Genomic DNA, 18,620 nt, shown 5'->3' with positions numbered 1-18,620 from the left:
AGGACCGTGAAACGACTTCGCGCCGATGATAGTGCTGCAACCAGTGTGAAAGTAGGTCATCGTCAGGCTTGTTATTCCCAAGAACCCTCGTTACGTAAGTAGCGAGGGTTTTTGCTTTGCGCGTTCGGTTTTTAATCAGGCTGCCGGCGCAGTAAATTCCGTTGTGACCAGAGGTTCGCGTGCTGTCATCGCGGCCTGGATGCCACGATTCGCCTCAGCATGTTCATGAAGATGGATAGCATTTTGGGAGGGGGCGATCTGCTTCGAACAGGTAAAGGGTCGATGAGCGATGTTCATTCAGGCCGCTACCGAGCGCAGTTTTGAACTGCCCCCAAGCTGCATCAACAAATCATCTGCTGCCGCCATATTCTTCTGACACGGCTCACCATCTGCCCTTAGTTTTATGCACAGGGTGAAATGAAGGCTTGTCGTAGCTGTACATTTTTTTATACACAGGCAGTTAGGATTTGAAGCCGTCAATCGGCCGCAAATCCGCCTCACAAGCCGCTCCTGCATATCCGCATCTTAGATTTATACACAGCCTGAGCGACCAAGCCCGACAGCTGTTAATTTATGCACAGGCACAAGTTCTATCGTTTTGACGCGCTCAAGTGGATCCTTGACCGCTGCGACGACCCGTTCGACTTCCATACGCATTCAAACGACAATAAAAAAGCCGGCATAGCCGGCTTTTTTATTTCCATCGCGGGATCATCAGGACCCCGAGAGAGTGACGATTTACTGCTTCGCTGCCACACTCACGGTGTTCTCATTCATCCCGCCACCCAATGCCTTGTACAGATCAATCGCATTGTTCAAGCGCAGCTGCCGCGCCTGGATCAAGGCCTGCTGCGCCGAGAACAGGTCACGTTGCGCGTCGAGCTGATCCAGCGAAGAGGCAATGCCATTCTTGAACCGCAGGTCGGTCAGCTTCAGGCGTTCCTGCTGTGCTGCCAGGAAAGCTTCCTGGGCCTTGACCTGGTCATCCAGCGTACCACGCGCCACCAGGGCATCGGCCACTTCGCGGAAAGCCGTCTGGATGGTTTTCTCGTAAGTCACCACAGCCTTGTTCTTGCGCACCTCGGCCAGATCCAGATTGGCACTGTTGCGGCCGAAGTCGAAGATCGGCAACGACAGCGAGGGACCAAAACTCCACGCCCCGGAACCCGATTCGAACAAACCGCCCAGCGTGCTGCTGGCACTGCCGAAACTGCCGGTGAGCGAAATGCGCGGGAAGAACGCCGCCCGCGCCGCGCCGATGTTGGCATTGGCGGCGAGCAGGCTCTGCTCGGCCGAGCGGATGTCCGGACGATTGGTCAGCAGGTCCGAAGGCAGGCCTGCCGGAATATCAGTCACGATCTTTTCATCCGACAGCAGCTGTGCCGGCGGCAGGTCGCCGACCTTCTTCCCGACCAGCAGTGTCAGCGCATTCTCGGCCTGCGCGCGCTGGCGCTCCAGCTGGGACTTCGATACCCGCGCCGACTCCACCAGCGTCTGCGTCAAGCGGAAATCCAGCGCCGAACTGGCGCCCACGTCGAGGCGCTTTTGCGCCAGGTCGAGGTTGGACTCGCGTGACTTGAGCGTGTCATTGGCCAGCTGCAGCTGTTCCGCATAGGAACGCTCGGACAGGTAAGCCTGGGCCACCTGTGCAATCAGGCTGATCTGTGCCGACTTCTGCGCTTCTTCGGTGGAGAGATAGGTCGCCAGTGCCGCATCCTTCAAGCTGCGCACACGGCCGAAGAAGTCCAGCTCGTAGGCCGGAACCGCCAGGCCTACCTGATAGCTGTTGCTGATGAACGGCTGTCCGGTCAGCGACTGGCTGGCCGCAGTGCGCGAGCGGGCGGCGCTGCCGGTGACGTTCAGGTTGGGCAGCAGGTCAGCGCGGGCGATCTGGTACTGGGCGCGCGCTTCCTCGATATTGAGCACGGCCGTGCGCAGGTCACGGTTGTTCTCCAGGGCCGCTGCGATCAGTTGCTGCAAACGCTGGTCCGGGAAGAACTGGCGCCAGCCCAGGTTGACGGCCTGCAGTTCGGCACGGCCCGCGGCATCTGCCGGGTAGGCCGTCTCCACCGGAGCTTGCGGACGGTCATAGGTGGGGGCCAGCGAGCAGCCCCCCAATACGCCGGCCACCATCAGCGCTGCGCACAATTGCAGCAGGCGAGGCGAGCGCGGCAACGACAGATTAGCCATTGTCATTCTCCACTATTGATCTTGGGCGAGTGGTCAGCGTCAAACTTGCGCTGACGCTCGCTGCCCTTGAAAATCTTGCGCACGACCACGAAGAAGATCGGCACCAGGAACACGGCCAGCACGGTAGCGGTGATCATGCCGCCCATCACGCCGGTACCGATGGCGCGTTGGCTGGCCGAACCGGCGCCAGAGGCGATGGCCAGCGGCAGCACGCCAAGGATGAAGGCCAGCGAGGTCATGATGATCGGACGGAAGCGCAGGTGCACCGCCTCCAATGTCGCTTCAATCAATCCCTTGCCCTGCGCCTGCAGATCCTTGGCGAACTCGATGATCAGAATCGCGTTCTTGGCCGACAGACCCACCACCGCAATCATCCCCACCTTGAAGTACACGTCGTTGGGCATGGCGCGCAGCGTCACACCGAGCAGGGCACCGAGGATACCCAGCGGCACCACCAGCATCACCGCCAGCGGGATCGAGGTGCTTTCATAGAGCGCTGCCAGCACCAGGAACACGGCGATGAGCGACAGGGCATACAGCGCCGGGGCCTGGTTGCCGGAGGTCTTTTCTTCCAGCGACTGGCCGGTCCATTCGAAACCGAAGCCCGGCGGCAGCTTGGCCACATAGGATTCCATCTCGGCCATGGCTTCACCGGTACTGCGGCCAGGCGCCGCGCCGCCGGCGATCTTCATGGCCGGATAGCCGTTGTAGCGGATCAGCTGCACGGGACCGTTGATCCACTTGGCCGTCACGAATGCCGAGAAGGGCACCATGCCACCATTGGCGTTGCGGGCGTACAGGTTGGTCAGATCTTCAGGTTGCAGTCGACGGTTGGCATCGGCCTGCACGATCACGCGCTGCTGGCGGCCCAGGTTGGGGAAGTCGTTGACATAGGACGAACCCAGCGCCGTGGAGAGCACGCTGTTGATCGTCGAGAACGGCACGCCCAGCGCATTGGCCTTGTCGCGGTCGATGTCCAGTTGCAGCTGCGGCGCATCTTCCAGACCTTCCGGACGCACACCGGCCAGCACCTTGCTCTGCGAGGCCATGCCCAGGATCTGGTTGCGGGCCTGTACCAGGGCGGCGTGGCCCAGGCCGGCACGGTCCTGCAGACGGAAGGTGAAGCCCGTTGCATTACCCAGTTCCGGGATCGGCGGCGGATTCAGCGGGAAGACGATCGCGTCCTTGATCTGCGAGAAGGCACCGAAAGCCTTGCCGGCAATCGCATCAGCCGATTGCGACTTGTCGCGCTCGGACCAGTCCTTCAGCGGGGTAAACACCAGCGCCGCGTTCTGGCCATTGCCCGAGAACGAGAAGCCCAGCACGGCAATGGCGTGTTCGACCGCCGGATCCTTGAGGTAATGCTGCTCAATCTTCTTGACCACCTCCAGCGTACGCGCCGTACTTGCACCCGGCGGCAGCTGGACGTTGGTGATGATGTAGCCCTGGTCTTCGTTGGGCAGGAAGGAAGCCGGCAATCGCACGTACAGCAAGCCCACGCAGGCCACGATGACCACGTAGACGATCATGTAGCGACCGGCCTTGTTGAGCATCTTGCCGATCACGCCCTGATAGCTGTTGGCGGTGGTGTTGAACTTGCGGTTGAACCAGCCGAAGAAACCCTTCTTCTCGTGGTGGTGACCCTTCTCCACCGGCTTGAGGATGGTCGCGCACAATGCCGGCGTGAGGGTGAAGGCCATCAGCACCGAGAACACCATGGAAGCCACCATCGACAGCGAGAACTGGCGATAGATCGCGCCCACGGCGCCACCGAAGAAGGCCATCGGGATGAACACCGCAATCAGCACCAGGGTGATACCGATCAGCGCGCCGCTGATCTGGCCCATGGCCTTGCGGGTCGCATCAGCCGGCGAGAGGCCTTCCTCGCTCATGATGCGTTCGACGTTTTCCACCACCACGATCGCATCGTCCACCAGGATACCGATGGCCAGCACCATGCCGAACATGGTCAGCACGTTGATCGAGAAGCCGAACAACAGCAGCGTGGCAAAGGTCCCCAGCAGCGCCACCGGCACCACGATGGTCGGGATGATGGTGTAGCGGATGTTCTGCAGGAACAGGAACATCACCAGGAACACCAGCACGATGGCTTCGATCAGGGTCTTGACCACTTCCTCGATCGAGATCTTGACGAACTTGGAGGTGTCGTAGGGGATGGTGTACTTCACACCGGCCGGGAAATACTTGGCCAGCTCTTCCATCTTCTTGTGCACGGCGGTGGCAGTGCCGAGCGCGTTGGCAGTCGGCGAAAGCTGCACGCCGATGAACGACGAAGGCTTGCCATCCAGGCGGCCGGACGTGTCATAGCTCTGGCCACCGACTTCGATGCGGGCCACATCACGCAGGCGCACGCTGGAACCATTGGCATTGGCGCGCAGCACGATGTTGCCGAACTGCTCGGGCGAAGTCAGCTGGCCGTTGACCACCACGGTGGCCGCGATCTGCTGGGTGCCCGGGCTGGGCAGGGCGCCCAGGGTGCCGCCGGCCACCAGTGCATTCTGCGCCTGGATCGCTGCGGTCACATCCGCGGGGGTCAGGCTCAGGCCGATCAGCTTGTTCGGGTCGATCCAGATGCGCATGGCGCGTTCGGTACCGAACAGCTGCGCCTGGCCCACACCAGGCACGCGCTTGATTTCGTTCAAGACGTTGCGTGACAGGTAGTCACCCAGCGCCACCGGATCGAGCTTGCCATCGGTGGAAGACAAACCGATGAAGAGCAGGAAGTTGGAACGCGACTTGGTCACCTGCACGCCCTGTTGCGTCACGGCCGCCGGCAGGCGGGCCTCGACGCGCTTCAGGCGGTTCTGCACATCCACCGCCGCCAGGTCCGGATTGGTTTCCGGCGAGAAGGTGATGGTGATCTGCACCTGGCCGTTGGCCTGGCTTTGCGACTCGATGTATTGCAGGCCATCGGCGCCGTTCATTTCCTGTTCGATCAGGCTGGTCACCGAATCGTCCAGGGTCTGCGCGGTCGCACCCGGATAAGTGGCCGTGACCACGATGGTCGGCGGCGCGATGCTGGGGTACTGGGCCACCGGCAAGCCGGTAATGGCCAGCGCACCGGCCAGCATGATGAAGATCGCTAGCACCCACGCAAATACGGGGCGATCAATAAAGAACTTTCCCATCTGGCAGCCTCTTAGTTAGCTTTCGGTTGGGCGCTCGCCTCTTGCTTGGCCGGCTGGCCAGAAGCTTGTGCGGGAGCGCCCGCGGGATTCCATTGGACCGGCTTGACGGTGGCGCCCGGGCGGACCTTCTGCAGGCCTTCCACGATGACGCGATCACCTTCCTTCAAGCCATCGATGACCTGCCAGTTGTTGCCGCGTGCACCGCCCGTCTTGACCGGACGCGCCTCGACCTTGCTCTCGGCATTGACCACCATCACCGAGGAGCCGCCGGCATCACGCATCACCGCTTGTTGCGGCACCAGCAGGGCCTGTTCGTCCACGGCTTGCTCGATCTTGGTCCGCACGTAGGTGCCCGGCAGCAGCAGGCGCTTGGGGTTGGGGAATTCGGCGCGCAGCGAGACCGAACCGGTGCTTTCATCCACGCTGATGTCGGAGAAGAGCAGCTTGCCCGGCTGTTCATAAGCCTGGCCGTTTTCCAGTACCAGGGTCACGCTGGCCTTGTTGTCGCCCACGCTCTTGAGTTGACCGGCAGCCATGGCCTGCTGCAGCTTCAACAGATCGGCGCTGGACTGGGTCACGTTGACGTAGACCGGATCGAGCTGCTGCACCAGCGCCAGCTGGGTGGCATCACCCTGGCCCACCAGCGCACCTTCGGTCACCAGCGCGCGGCCGATGCGGCCGGAGATGGGCGAGGTCACGGTGGCATAACCCAGGTTCAGGTTGGCAGTCTGCACCGCTGCCTTGCCGGCGGCGACATCGGCTTCGGCCTGCTTCTGGGCGGCCACGGCGTTGTCATATTCCTGCTTGGAGACGGCGTTGACTTCCACCAGCGGCTTGTAGCGCTGCGCGGTCAGCGAGGTCTGCGTCAGGTTGGCCTGGGCGCGCGCCAGCGTGGCTTGTGCGCTTTCCAGGCTGGCCTTGTACTGGGCCGGGTCGATCTTGAAGAGCACCTGGCCCTCCTTGACCTCGCTGCCTTCCTTGAAGACGCGCTTTTGCACGATGCCTGCGACCCGTGCACGCACCTGCGCCACGCGGAAGGCTTCCACCCGGCCCGGCAGTTCATTGGTGATGGCCACGCGCTGCGGGGCGATGGTCACCACCGACACCTCGGCCGGCGGCATCTGGCCGCCTTGCGCGGCGGGTTTCTGTCCGCAGGCAACCAGCGCGGCGGCAACGGCGACGGTCATGGTGAGGCGCGTGAAACGACTGACTGAGCTCATAGATATCTCGCACGAAAGTAAAGTTGAAGCCGCCAGGGGCGGCGATGAAACGAATTCGGTAGAACCGGTCACGACGATGATGCTGTGCCTGTCATCCGTTGTTGGAGGGGATGGATGAGCCGGGCCACAGATTGTTGCAATGCAAAAAAGCCCCCACCCCCCTTAGGCCAGGGTGATGAATTTTTTTGCAGATGATGAACGGCAGGAACTTGAAGCGGATGCTATTATACATACATCCATGAATGTATGTATTTCTTCCAGACATCACATTAATTTATCAAACTTGTTTGAAACGGCGTAGCAAAATATGAGCGATTCCTTGCATTTTGGTTCGAAAGCTACTGTGATGCCGTTTCCGCTGGTCTGAACCCGAGCTCTTCCATGCCTCCAGGCTATTGGCCGAGCTGCTGGGAAGACGAATTTGACGCCCTGATATTGTGCACGAAACTTACTTACTTCTTCATGACCGTGACTGCTCTCATGAAGCCTTCGACCAAATTCCGCCGCTTGCGGGTGATGTGCATCCGCAACACGGCTGCCCCATGGTGCGCCTGAAGGCCGGCGCCATGGGCATTTCCCGGGGAGCTTGCTGACATGGCCCGTTCGACCAAGGAAGAAGCGCTGGAAACGCGCGCCCGCATCCTCGATGCGGCCGAGCAGGTGTTCCACGAGCGCGGTGTCTCGCAGACATCGCTGGCCGATGTGGCCAAGGCTGCCGAAGTCACGCGCGGAGCGATCTACTGGCATTTCAAGAACAAGAGCGACCTGTTCGACGCCATGTGTGAACGCGTGCGCCTGCCCATGGAAGCGGTGCTGGAAGAAAACGCCAGCCCGCAGGTGGAAGACCCGCTGGGGCAATTCCTGCGCAGTGGCATCTACGTGCTCACCATGGCCGCGACGGACGAGCGATGCCGGCGCGTGTTCGACATCATCTTCAACAAGTGTGAATTCGCCGACGCCCACGACCCCATCCTGATTCGCCAGCGCGAATGCCATGTGGACGGCCTGCTGCGGCTGGAGCAGATCCTGCTCAATGCGGTGGCACGCGGCCAGCTTCCGGCGACGCTCGATATCCGCCTGGCCTGCCTGGCGGCGCACGCCACCTTCAGCGGCTTGCTGACGGACTGGTTCTTTTCCCCCGACAGTTTCGACCTGGTCAAGGATGGCGAGCGGATCCTGGCGGCTTCGCTGTACGCGCTCAAGACCGCACCATCGCTGCAGAAAGCGTAGCCCGGCCAAGCACGATAAAACCTTGCGGTTTTCAGGCGATATGAAGAATCAGGATAAAACGGAAGGGAATTGAGGCAGGCCGGAGAACCCGGCCCCCGCCTGACCGGCCTGCGCCATGTGCATGACGCCCGCCGGCCAGAATGCGATATGAATCAATAAACCAAAAAAACCGGCTCAATAGGTCGGCATCGAAGGATCCACCTGGGCCGCCCAGGCGTGCACGCCTCCGCTCAGGTTGATGACCTTGGTGAACCCCTGGCGCTCCAGGAAGGCAGCCACCTGCATGCTGCGGCCACCGTGATGGCAGATGCAGACCACCGGCTGTTCCTCGTCCAGCTCCGAGAAGCGGCCGGGAATGGTGTTCATCGGAACCAGCTGCGAGCCGGCGATGTGGCAGGTCTGGTGTTCCCAGGGTTCACGCACATCCAGCAGCAGGGGCGTGGGGCGCTCCGGATCGTTGATCCAGGCCGCCAGTTCCGGGGCAGAGATGTGCTCCATGATGCTTTTCCTGTCTCGGCCTGGCGGCTCAGAACGTGAAGTGGGACGGCGTGATCGCTGCATGCAGCGGCTTGGCCAGGGTTTCCACGATGTTGACGGTCTCGAAGGCGTGTTCCGAGGTGCGGGTGATCAATTGCAGTTCCATCACCGGGGCCGAACCGACGATGGCCAGCAGGCGGCCGCCGATCTTGAGTTGCTTGCCGAAGGCTTCCGGCAGCAGCGGCAGCGAGCCCGAGATGACGATGACGTCGTATTCGCCAGCCTTGCCATCGGCGCCGGTCCAGCCTTGCGCGCCATTGCCCAGTTGCACGTCGACGTTGGCCACGCCGTAGTCCGACAGGTTCTGCTCGGCCAGGGACTTCAGTTCCGGCGAGATTTCCACGGTCGTCACGTGACGCGCCTTGTGCGCCAGCAGGGCCGCCATGTAGCCCGAACCTGCGCCGATTTCCAGCACGTATTCGTGCTTCTTCACATTGGCTTCCTGCAGGATGCGCGCTTCGATCTTGGGGGCCAGCATGTTTTCACCACCCGGCAGCGGGATCTCGGTGTCGAAGAAGGCCAGGCTGCGATAGGCGGCCGGGACGAATTCTTCACGCTTGACGACCATCAGCAGGTCCAGCACGTCTTGCGCCAGCACGTTCCAGGGGCGGATTTGCTGCTCGATCATGTTGAAGCGGGCTTGTTCGATATTCATGGCGTTGGCTCGATCTAATCTAATAGCGACGGAAAGGCAGCATTTTAGCAAACACCGCCCAGCTAATCAGCCCATCTATGCGCTGAAAAAGCCGCCGGAGGCGCTTCTGTTGCCGGTTTTCCTCAATGCAATGCGAGCGCGGCAGGCCCGCGTCAGGCTTTGAGCCCGTTCAGGCAAAGGTCGATCATGCTCTCCAGGTAGGCCTGCGGATCGATGGGCGTGGCCGCGCAGGGTGCGAGTGACTGCTCCCACAGCATCAGCATGATGAGGGGCGCGACGATGACTTTCTTCATGGCATCGGCATCGACGCGGCGGAATTCCCCGCGCGCCATGCCGCGTTCGAGCACGCGCACCACGGTCGCATCCCCGCGTGCGGTGACTTCATCATGGTAGAAGCGCGCCAGTTCGGGGAAGTTGCCGGATTCGGCCACCATCAGCTTGGCGATGCCGACCACGCCGGAGTGCGAGGCGGATTGCCACCAGTGCAGGATGAGGTCGCGCAGCAGCTCGGCACTGCTGCCGGCGTGGCCCTCGATGCGGGCTTCGGCCTGATCCAGCAGGGGCAGCACGTTGGTGCGCACCACCGACTTGAAGAGGCTTTCCTTGCCATCGAAGTAGAGATAGAGCGTGCCCTTGGAGACGCCCGCGCGGGTGGCGACGTCTTCCAGGCGGGTAGCGGCATAACCGCGTTCGACGAACAGCTCCAGGGCCGCCGCCAGCAATTCCTGGGGGCGGTCTTGCTTGCGTCGTTCCCAACGCGGTTCTTTGGCCGATGCAGACATGAGAAACAAGATTACCGGGACGGGGCACTGTAAGTGGCAAGCCGCGCCGGCGTCAAGCGGCCAGATCAAGAGTGGCCAGGTCAAGCCACCGGTACCGCGTGCCGCGCGATGCACTACAATGCAGTCCCCCAGCGCCACCCTCCACCAGGAAAGTCCATGAACTGCCGAGACGCATGCGGCGCCTGCTGCATCGCCCCTTCCATCACCAGCCCGATTCCCGGCATGCCCGATGGCAAGCCGGCCGGCGTGCCCTGCGTGCAACTGGGCAAGGACATGCGCTGCAAGATCTTCGGCCAGCCCGAACGCCCGGACTTCTGTGCCGGCTTGCAGCCTTCAGTGGAGATGTGTGGAGAGAACCGCGGTCAGGCCATCGCCTGGCTCAGTGAACTGGAGACGCTGACGGCGCCGGGCAGCCAAGCTGGCCGGCGAGGGGAGAGCACCTGAAGCGGGAAGCTTGTCTAGAAAGCTTCCTCGCGCCGCCGTCGGGCTTCTTCGCGGATATCCTCGATGAGCCGGCGGGTATCCACCTTTTCCTTGAGGTGTGCGGCATGGGCTTCACGGCTGATGGGAGCGATGGTAGTGAGCTCCTTCAGATCGGCAGTACTTTCTTCGTGTCGATGATGCACCGCTGCTCCTGTGTCGATAGGGGGAGGGAGGAACTCTGCCTTTGTACCACGGATCGGGCGCCTTTGGCGAGTTTGGCATCAAATGACTGCTGATGTCGGGCCGATGCGCCCCGTTCCGGTGCTCAGGGGAAGATTTCCGCAAGCCGCTCGCTCGGACGCACCAGCAGCGTGCCTTTGGGCGCCACCACGATGGGGCGGTTGATGAGGATGGGATGTTCCAGCATGGCGTCGATGAGCTGCGCGTCGGTCACACCGTCAGCATCCAGCCCCAGTTCCTTGTAAAGCGCTTCCTTGCTGCGCACCACCTCGCGCACCGGCGCCCCCATGGCCTTGATGAGGCCTTCGAGCGTGGCGCGGTCGGGCGGGGTCTTCAGGTATTCAATGATGGTCGGCTCCACGCCGCCGTCGCGCAGCCCTTGCAGGACATTGCGCGAGGTGCCGCACTTGGGGTTGTGATAGATCGTGATGCCGGTGTTGGTGCTCATATCGTCCGTTGGAAGAGGGAATAAAAAATTCATCTTAGCGCGCTTAGCTGACAGCAAAACGTCAGTTTTGTCACCCTGCTAAGGTAAAATCCATTTTTGTTGCAGCGCACCGAGTGCACTTTTTTCAGCCACTCGTGGTCGAAAGGCCGCTTTACGGCGAAGAAATTCATTCCGGATGGCCCTTCAACCGCATTTTTGCAGGGTTCGGCCGTCGCCGGCGTCCGGAAAACCGTCCATTGCTTCCTGTTTGCGTGGCCACTGGCGCCCAACGAAGCGGATCGGCGGGCTTTCGGGCCTGAAAGCAGCCATTTTCCTTCATTTCCCTTCAACCCCACATCAACAGCCACCCACAGCACCCGTATGGATACTCTCCTCGCGCTCAAGGCGCTCATCATGGGCATCGTCGAAGGCCTGACCGAATTCCTGCCCATTTCCTCCACCGGCCACCTGATCCTGGCCAACAGCCTGCTGCAGTTCACCGGCCCCGACTTTTCCAAGGAAAAGGCCGATGTCTTCGAGATCGTCATCCAGGCCGGCGCCATCCTGGCGGTGTGCTGGGAGTACCGGGTACGCATCGCCACCGTCTTGACCGGCATGTTTTCTGACCGCAAGGCCCAGCGCCTGGTGATCAACCTGATCGTGGCCTTCCTGCCGGCAGCCATCCTGGGCTTCCTGTTCAGCCGCCGCATCAAGGAGGTGCTGTTCAACCCGGTCTCGGTCGCCATCGCCTTCATCGTCGGCGGCCTCATCATCCTGTGGGTGGAACGCCGCAACAAGGACCGCATGAGCATGGCCTCGGCGCGCGTGGAAACGGTGGATGACATGACCCCGCTGGATGCCCTGAAAGTCGGCATCGCCCAGGCCTTCGCGCTGATCCCCGGGACCAGCCGCTCGGGTGCCACCATCATCGGCGGCATGATGTTCGGCCTGTCGCGCAAGGCGGCGACCGAATTCTCGTTCTTCCTGGCCATCCCGACCCTGTTTGCTGCCACCATCTATTCGCTCTACAAGGAGCGCGCCCTGCTGTCGGCGGCCGACGTGCCGCTGTTTACCGTGGGCACCGTGGCCGCCTTCGTCTCGGCCTTCCTGTGCGTGCGCTGGCTGCTGCGCTACATCAGCTCGCACGATTTCACCATCTTCGCCTGGTATCGCATCGTCTTCGGCATCATCGTCCTGGTGACCGCCTATACCGGCGCCGTTGCCTGGGTGGAGTGATCCCCCGGCGCCTGGCCCCGTGCATGGCATGCGCGGGCGTCAGGCGCCTGTCAGCCAGCGCCCGGGCGGGCGCGGTACACTGCAGCACCCGTGGCCGGCCTCGCTGCCGGCGGCGGCGACAACATCTCTTTCGCCAACTCCCTTCAGAGCACACACCCCATGGCCAACGTCTGCAGCGCCGGGCTTGATATCGGCTTTGCCTCCCTCAGTTACGCGCAGATCGGTTTCCTCGGCATCGTCCAGGGCATCACCGAACTGCTCCCCATTTCATCGACCGCCCACATGCGCGTGGTGCCGGCCTTCCTCGGCTGGCATGATCCGGGTTCGGCCTTCTCCGCGGCCATGCAGCTGGCCGCGCTGGCGGCCGTCATCAGCTACTTCCGGCGCGATGTGAGTGCCGTCACCGGCGGCAGCCTGGCCGCCTGGCGCCGCCGCGATTTCAGCGATCCCATGTTCAAGCTGGCCGTGGCCATCATCCTGGCCACCATCCCCATCGGCATTGCCGGACTGGCGTTGTCGCATGTCTTGAATGCCTGCGGCTCGCCGCTGCGCAGCCTGACCGTGATCGGCTGGTCCTGCATCGTCATGGCGGTCTTGCTGGCGATTTCCGAAATGGTCTGCCGCCATCGCCGCAGCGTCGACCAGATGCGCCTGCGCGATGCCTTGATCGTCGGCCTGGCCCAGGTCGGTGCGCTGATCCCGGGCGTCTCGCGTTCCGGTTCCACGCTCACGGCCGCGCTGTTCCTGAACTTCCGCCGCGAGGAAGCGGCACGCTTTTCCTTCCTGCTGGGTTTGCCCGCCATCGCCCTGGCCGGATTGAAGGAACTGGCCGTATTGCTGCACGCCCATATCCCGCTGGAAGCCTGGGGTGTCCTGCTCTTCGGGCTGGCCGTGGCGAGTGTTTCGGCCTTTGCCGCCATCTGGGGATTGATGAAATTCCTGGAGCGTTTCTCGACATGGCCCTTCATCGTCTATCGAGCTGCGCTGGGCGTTTTCCTGCTGTTGGCGGTGTCGCGAGGCTGGCTGCAATAAAATAGCGCCTTCGCTACGCAGCAGCTTCAGGTTTTTCCATGGTCGATTTCGATTCCCTGCCTCCCGGCGCCACCCAGCAAGAACGTGCATTGCACGTGCTGGAGACGGTGTTCGGCTACTCGTCCTTCCGCGGTCACCAGGGCGAGATCGTCCAGCACGTCGCCGGGGGCGGGGATGCCCTCGTGCTCATGCCCACCGGCGGCGGCAAGTCGCTCTGCTACCAGGTGCCGGCGCTGCTGCGCGAGGGCACCGGCGTGGTGGTCTCGCCGCTGATTGCGCTCATGCAGGACCAGGTCGATGCGCTGGCCGAAGTCGGCGTGCGTGCGGCCTTCCTCAATTCCACCCAGAGTTTCGACGAAGCCCTGCAGATCGAGCGCCGCCTGCGCCAGGGCGACCTGGACCTGCTCTACGTCGCGCCCGAACGCCTGATGACGCCGCGCTGCCTGGACCTGCTGGAGTCGGCCCGCATCTCGCTCTTCGCCATCGATGAGGCGCACTGCGTCTCGCAATGGGGGCATGATTTCCGTCCGGAATACATCAAGCTCTCGATCCTGCACGAGCGTTTCCCGCAGGTCCCGCGCATCGCGTTGACGGCCACGGCCGACCAGCAGACCCGCGAAGAAATCATCCATCGCCTGCAACTGGAAGATGCGCGCCAGTTCGTCTCCTCCTTCGATCGTCCCAACATCCGCTACCAGATCGTGGAAAAGGCCAATGGCCGCAAGCAGTTGCTGGACTTCATCAAGAGCGAACACCCCGAAGACGCCGGCATCGTCTACTGCCTCTCGCGCAAGAAGGTCGAAGAGACGGCCGAGTTCCTGCGCGGCGAAGGCCTCAATGCGCTGGCCTATCACGCCGGCATGGACTACGCGCTGCGCACCAAGAACCAGGCGCGCTTCCTGCGGGAAGACAAGATCGTGATGGTCGCCACCATCGCCTTCGGCATGGGCATCGACAAGCCCGACGTGCGTTTCGTCTGCCACCTCGATTTGCCCAAGAGCGTGGAAGGCTACTACCAGGAGACCGGCCGCGCCGGCCGCGACGGCCTGCCCGCCGACGCCTGGATGGCCTACGGCTTGCAGGACGTGGTGCAGCAGCGCCGCATGATCGACGAATCCGAAGCCGACGAGACCTTCAAGCGCGTGCTCGGCACCAAGCTCGACGCCATGCTCTCCCTGTGCGAGACGCTGCACTGCCGGCGCGTGCACCTGCTGGACTACTTCGGCGAGAAATCCAGCCCTTGTGGCAATTGCGACACCTGCCTCACGCCCCCGGTCTCCTTTGATGCCACGGTCGAGGTACAGAAACTGCTCTCCACCGTCTATCGCGTCGAACAGCGCTTCGCCCCCGGCCATGTGATCGAGGTGCTGCGCGGCATCGATGGCGAGCGCGTCAAGCAATGGCGTCACGATCAGCTTTCCGTTTTTGGCGTGGGCAGCGATCGCGGCGAGGCGGAATGGCGCGCCATCCTGCGCCAGGTGATCGCGCTGGGTTTGCTGACAGTGGACGCCGAGAACTACAGCGCCCTCAAGCTCACCGAGGCCGCGCGCCCGGTGCTGCGCGGTGAACAGCAGGTGCAGCTGCGGCGCTATCGCAAGCCGGAAAAAGCCAAGCGCAGCTCGCAGCGCTCCAGCTTCGTCGAGACCGACCTCAGCAGCGAAGAGCAGGCGCTCTTCGAGAAGCTGCGCTGGTGGCGCATGGAAACCGCGCGGACGCACAACGTGCCGGCCTACGTCATCTTCCACGATGCCACCATGCGCGAGATCGCCAAGGCCCGGCCGCAGTCGCTGGACGACCTGCGCCACGTCACCGGCGTGGGCGAAAAGAAGCTGGAAACCTATGGCGCCCAGATCATCGACCTGATCGCCGGCATGGAGTCGGCCGACGCCTGAGGGGGCGGCGGCAATTCTCCCTGATTCTCGTCAACTCCCGTCATTCCCTCCGCCATCCGCACCAGCGCTGTGCAGCGCCGGGCGGGCTTTTGCGGCCGACGTTGCTGCCGTAACGCAAATTCCTTCATACGGCACTTTTACCGGCCTCTTCCCCGATTTGCTGACCCCGCTTGGCGATATCATCAACGACGGGGAATCGGGTTCAACACCAACGAAGGTGAGCCGGGGGGCGATATGAAACTCAATGATCTGAAGATAGGCGTGCGCCTGGGCATGCTGTCGGCACTGCTGCTGGCGGCCATCGCCTTTGTCGGCATACGTGGCGTGATGGTGGTCGGGGAAGTCTACGGCCAGGGGGCGCACGGCATGGAAACGGGGGCCCTCATCGAGCAGTCGGTCGATGCCGCCCGCAGTGCGCAGGTGCAATTCAAGATCCAGGTGCAGGAGTGGAAGAACACCTTGCTGCGCGGCAAGGATCCCGCCGCCTTCAACAGATACCGCCAGGCCTTCATCGATGAAAGCGCCGCCACCCAGAAGCAGCTCAAGACCCTGGAAGCCCTGATGCCGCGCATCGGCATGGAGGCCGAGCCCGCACGCAAGGCCCAGCAGGCCCATGCAGAGCTGCTCAATCGCTATCTTGAAGCCCTCAAGCTCTACGCCTCCGACGATCCCGCCTCGGTAGCGCGGGTGGATGAACAGGTCAAGGGCGTGGATCGCGTACCGACCAAGATGATCGATGACATCGTCGTGGCCGTGCTGGAGCACAGCCGCAAGACACGCGAGTCCATCAATGCTGACAGTCTTTCCGACTACCAGCAGGCGCGTTTGCTGCTGCTGGTCTCGATCGGCCTGTCGCTGCTGCTGGGCCTGGCCATCACCTGGACCCTAGTGCGCAGCATCGTGCACCCGCTGGGCGAAGCGGTGCAGATTGCCCGGACGGTGGCGGCGGGTGACCTGCGCTCGGAGGTCGTCATTCGCGGCAAGGACGAAACGGCGCAACTGCTACACTCATTGAAGGAGATGAACGACAACCTGGCCGGCATCGTCTCAGAAGTGCGCAGCGGCACCGGTGCCATCACGGTCGCGGCTACCGAGATCGCCAGCGGCAACCGCGACTTGTCCGAGCGCACGGAGGAGCAGGCCGGTTCGCTCGAAGAGACTGCCGCCTCGATGGAAGAGATCACCTCCACCGTGCAGAAGAACGCCGAGAACACGCACCAGGCCCATCAACTGGCCGACCATGCCTCGGGCGTGGCGCGCAAGGGGGGCGACATGGTTGGTGCGGTGGTGCAGACCATGCAGGCCATCGAGGAGAGTTCGCATCGCATCGTCGAGATCATCAGCGTCATCGACGGCATCGCCTTCCAGACCAATATCCTCGCGCTCAATGCCGCAGTGGAAGCCGCGCGCGCCGGCGAGCAGGGGCGCGGGTTTGCGGTGGTGGCCTCGGAGGTGCGCAGCCTGGCCCAGCGCAGCGCCACGGCTGCACGCGAGATCAAGGAACTGATCGATGATTCGGTCGGCAAGATCAACGCCGGCTCGGCCCTGGTCAATGGCGCCGGCAACACCATGGAAGACATCATCGGCGCCATCCAGAAGGTCGCGGCCATCATGGATGACATCAACGTGGCCAACCGCGAGCAGAGTACCGGCATCGATGAAGTCAACAAGGCGGTGGTGCAGATGGATAGCGTCACCCAGCAGAATGCCGCGCTGGTGGAAGAAGCTGCTGCAGCGGCGGAGAGCCTGCAGTTCCAGGCGGAATCGCTGTCACGGGCGGTGGCTGTATTCAAGCTCAAGTGAGGCCACGGCACAAATGAAAACGGCATGCCATCGTGGCATGCCGCTGGTGCGATCCTTCGGTGAGACGGGCGATATCGGTGATACGGGTGATCAGTTCAGGTGATCGCTTTTGTTCATCACCTTGGTGATTCCAGGATGTGATCACTTTCCCTCATCACCCGACGGATGCACGATTGAGGGAATCATCCGTGCATCCGACGCGCATCCTCAGGCGCGTTTTTCAAACACCAGGTCCCACACACCATGACCGAGGCGCAGGCCACGGTTTTCGAACTTGGTGGTATCGCGGTAATCCGGACGCGGCACGTAGCCGGAGGGATCGGTTGCGGTGTTCTTCAGGGTCGGTTCGGCCGACAGCACTTCCAGCATCTGGATGGCATATTCTTCCCAGTCGGTGGCGCAATGGATGTAGCCGCCGGGGGCCAGGCGCGTGCTGATCAGTTGCACCAGGGGCGACTGGATCAGGCGGCGCTTGTTGTGGCGCGCCTTGTGCCAGGGATCGGGGAAGAACACGTGCACGCCAGCCAGGGAATCGGGGGCGATCATGTTGGTGAGCACTTCGACGGCATCATGCTGGATGATGCGCACGTTTTCCAGGTTTCCCTCGCCGATCAGCTTGAGGTAGCTGCCCACGCCGGGGGTATGGACTTCGACGCCGATGAAGTTTTTCTCGGGCATGAGGGCCGAGATTTTGGCGCTGGTTTCACCCATGCCGAAGCCGATTTCGAGGATGGTGGGTGCCTGGCGTGCGAAGGTGGCGGCCAGGTCCAGCGGGGCCTTGTCGTAGGGGACCAGGAAGCGCGGTCCCAGTTCTTCCAGCGCGCGTCCTTGCGCGACCGAGACACGCCCGGCGCGGGTGACGAAACTGCGGATGCGGCGCTCGCTGGGATCATAGAACAGCGGCTTGCCGGATTTGTTTTCAGACATGGATGACTCGAAGCAATTGAGGTGCGGCCCGCAAAGTCGCACCGGTCAGGGACGGGCGAACAGGGCCGCAGGGAAGCGATCTGGAGCGGGTGAAGGGGATCGAACCCTCGTCTTAAGCTTGGGAAGCTTCTGCTCTACCATTGAGCTACACCCGCGTGTGGGTGGGGATTATACCGGGTAACTGGGTGGTTTTTCCAATGTTGGGAATTTGCTGGAGTGCTACTAATATTTGCTCTAACCATTTTTATTTTTTTCCTCTAATTGCAAAATGATGGCTCTGAGCTTTGCGGCGATAATTTCATTGCTCTTACTAACTGTATTTCCAAACACAGTCTCAATAAGCGAAAATGCATCAAGCGCGGCATTAAACTCTTCGTCACTAATCGCTAAATCCTCAAGCGTTTTAGGATGCATTAATCGATCTCTTACCGAGAATGTGTCAACTAAGTTTCTAAATAAAATTGTGTCAAAATCTGGGCACAAGTCTGTACCAAAAAGATCGTCAAACGTTCGTAACGAAAATTTAATCAGTGCGATTGAACCTGTCCTCAATCTCTTGCTTTGAATGATCCCGTTGTTTCCTATATCTATCTGTTGCTCTTTTAGCGCAAAAAATAATTCCGATCTTGCATTCGGTTCTAAGCAATGAAGGATAACTTGGCGAAGTTGATAAGTCATAGCCTCAATAAATGCTGCGACAGCCCGAATTAAATGTCGTCTATAACTTTGGCTAATTTGCGCTGCTGAGTCTTTTTCTTTTTCTATGAGAACTAATATGTCACCACGTAATGCAAGATAAAGTTCTGCTATTGGACTATTTTTCGAAGTCTCTTCAGACATGGTTTCCACCTTTAATACATGAAGCTATTTTCTACGT

The 18,620-nt window shown here is 61.5% G+C and carries 16 protein-coding genes and 1 tRNA gene; 6 read left to right on the top strand and 11 right to left on the bottom strand.

The annotated features are described in order from the left end of the window. Nucleotides 1–738 precede the first annotated feature (738 nt). From CEJ45_RS18585 to CEJ45_RS18575, 3 genes are read right to left on the bottom strand one after another with little or no spacing between them, the layout of a single operon-like run. Complete coding sequence (locus tag CEJ45_RS18585) at nucleotides 739–2,190, bottom strand: efflux transporter outer membrane subunit (protein ID WP_088756513.1); 1,452 nt, start codon at nucleotides 2,188–2,190, stop codon at nucleotides 739–741. Between the two features lie 2 nt (nucleotides 2,191–2,192). After that, nucleotides 2,193–5,339 (bottom strand): efflux RND transporter permease subunit, encoded by a 3,147-nt coding sequence (locus tag CEJ45_RS18580; protein WP_088756512.1) that lies wholly within the window; start codon nucleotides 5,337–5,339, stop codon nucleotides 2,193–2,195. 11 nt (nucleotides 5,340–5,350) lie between these two features. Then, nucleotides 5,351–6,559 carry an efflux RND transporter periplasmic adaptor subunit gene (locus tag CEJ45_RS18575; RefSeq protein WP_088756511.1) on the bottom strand — a complete coding sequence of 403 codons (1,209 nt, stop codon included), beginning with the start codon at nucleotides 6,557–6,559 and terminating at the stop codon, nucleotides 5,351–5,353. A 594-nt stretch (nucleotides 6,560–7,153) separates the two neighbouring features. Here CEJ45_RS18575 and CEJ45_RS18570 point away from each other — a divergent pair. Then, on the top strand, nucleotides 7,154–7,789 hold the full coding sequence (locus CEJ45_RS18570) for a TetR family transcriptional regulator (RefSeq protein ID WP_088756510.1): 636 nt from the start codon (nucleotides 7,154–7,156) through the stop codon (nucleotides 7,787–7,789). A gap of 174 nt (nucleotides 7,790–7,963) precedes the next feature. Here CEJ45_RS18570 and CEJ45_RS18565 read toward each other — a convergent pair whose 3' ends face one another. The 3 genes from CEJ45_RS18565 to CEJ45_RS18555 form a co-directional block, all read right to left on the bottom strand. Continuing rightward, nucleotides 7,964–8,287, bottom strand: a complete 324-nt coding sequence (locus tag CEJ45_RS18565) for a rhodanese-like domain-containing protein (RefSeq protein WP_088756509.1) — start codon at nucleotides 8,285–8,287, stop codon at nucleotides 7,964–7,966. Nucleotides 8,288–8,315: 28 nt separating this feature from the next. Further along, on the bottom strand, nucleotides 8,316–8,981 hold the full coding sequence (locus CEJ45_RS18560) for a protein-L-isoaspartate O-methyltransferase family protein (RefSeq protein WP_088756508.1): 666 nt from the start codon (nucleotides 8,979–8,981) through the stop codon (nucleotides 8,316–8,318). Between the two features lie 152 nt (nucleotides 8,982–9,133). Next, a complete protein-coding gene (locus CEJ45_RS18555) occupies nucleotides 9,134–9,763 on the bottom strand; it encodes a TetR/AcrR family transcriptional regulator (protein ID WP_088756507.1) in 630 nt (209 codons plus the stop codon). Between the two features lie 156 nt (nucleotides 9,764–9,919). Here CEJ45_RS18555 and CEJ45_RS18550 point away from each other — a divergent pair, with 156 nt between their 5' ends. Continuing rightward, on the top strand, nucleotides 9,920–10,207 hold the full coding sequence (locus CEJ45_RS18550) for a YkgJ family cysteine cluster protein (protein WP_088756506.1): 288 nt from the start codon (nucleotides 9,920–9,922) through the stop codon (nucleotides 10,205–10,207). Between the two features lie 14 nt (nucleotides 10,208–10,221). Here the strand turns inward: CEJ45_RS18550 and CEJ45_RS24960 are convergent, their stop codons facing one another. Both CEJ45_RS24960 and arsC read right to left on the bottom strand, forming a co-directional pair. Continuing rightward, the gene (locus CEJ45_RS24960; protein ID WP_008325257.1) at nucleotides 10,222–10,389 is read right to left on the bottom strand and encodes a hypothetical protein; all 168 of its coding nucleotides are present in this window, start codon (nucleotides 10,387–10,389) and stop codon (nucleotides 10,222–10,224) included. A gap of 122 nt (nucleotides 10,390–10,511) precedes the next feature. After that, nucleotides 10,512–10,874, bottom strand: coding sequence for an arsenate reductase (glutaredoxin) (gene arsC, locus CEJ45_RS18545; protein WP_088756505.1), 363 nt, complete (start codon nucleotides 10,872–10,874; stop codon nucleotides 10,512–10,514). 360 nt (nucleotides 10,875–11,234) lie between these two features. Here arsC and CEJ45_RS18540 point away from each other — a divergent pair, with 360 nt between their 5' ends. From CEJ45_RS18540 to CEJ45_RS18525, 4 genes are all read left to right on the top strand, one after another. Continuing rightward, nucleotides 11,235–12,089 carry an undecaprenyl-diphosphate phosphatase gene (locus CEJ45_RS18540; protein ID WP_088756504.1) on the top strand — a complete coding sequence of 285 codons (855 nt, stop codon included), beginning with the start codon at nucleotides 11,235–11,237 and terminating at the stop codon, nucleotides 12,087–12,089. Nucleotides 12,090–12,248: 159 nt separating this feature from the next. Beyond that, nucleotides 12,249–13,121, top strand: a complete 873-nt coding sequence (locus tag CEJ45_RS18535; RefSeq protein WP_088756520.1) for an undecaprenyl-diphosphate phosphatase — start codon at nucleotides 12,249–12,251, stop codon at nucleotides 13,119–13,121. A gap of 38 nt (nucleotides 13,122–13,159) precedes the next feature. Continuing rightward, on the top strand, nucleotides 13,160–15,013 hold the full coding sequence (gene recQ / locus CEJ45_RS18530; protein WP_088756503.1) for a DNA helicase RecQ: 1,854 nt from the start codon (nucleotides 13,160–13,162) through the stop codon (nucleotides 15,011–15,013). A gap of 234 nt (nucleotides 15,014–15,247) precedes the next feature. Further along, entirely contained in the window at nucleotides 15,248–16,816 is a 1,569-nt protein-coding gene (locus CEJ45_RS18525; protein ID WP_088756502.1) for a methyl-accepting chemotaxis protein, read from the top strand. 207 nt (nucleotides 16,817–17,023) lie between these two features. Here the strand turns inward: CEJ45_RS18525 and trmB are convergent, their stop codons facing one another. The 3 genes from trmB to CEJ45_RS24635 form a co-directional block, all read right to left on the bottom strand. Next, nucleotides 17,024–17,743, bottom strand: a complete 720-nt coding sequence (gene trmB / locus CEJ45_RS18520; RefSeq protein WP_187697708.1) for a tRNA (guanosine(46)-N7)-methyltransferase TrmB — start codon at nucleotides 17,741–17,743, stop codon at nucleotides 17,024–17,026. A gap of 81 nt (nucleotides 17,744–17,824) precedes the next feature. Further along, a tRNA-Gly gene (locus CEJ45_RS18515) sits at nucleotides 17,825–17,898 on the bottom strand. 79 nt (nucleotides 17,899–17,977) lie between these two features. Next, nucleotides 17,978–18,583 (bottom strand): hypothetical protein, encoded by a 606-nt coding sequence (locus CEJ45_RS24635; protein ID WP_141107023.1) that lies wholly within the window; start codon nucleotides 18,581–18,583, stop codon nucleotides 17,978–17,980. Between the last annotated feature and the right edge of the window lie 37 nt (nucleotides 18,584–18,620).

Source organism: Herbaspirillum aquaticum (assembly GCF_002213425.1).
Lineage (GTDB): Bacteria > Pseudomonadota > Gammaproteobacteria > Burkholderiales > Burkholderiaceae_D > Herbaspirillum > Herbaspirillum aquaticum.
Note: the sequence above shows the minus strand (reverse complement) of the source record. Positions and strands in the feature narration are given on the sequence as shown.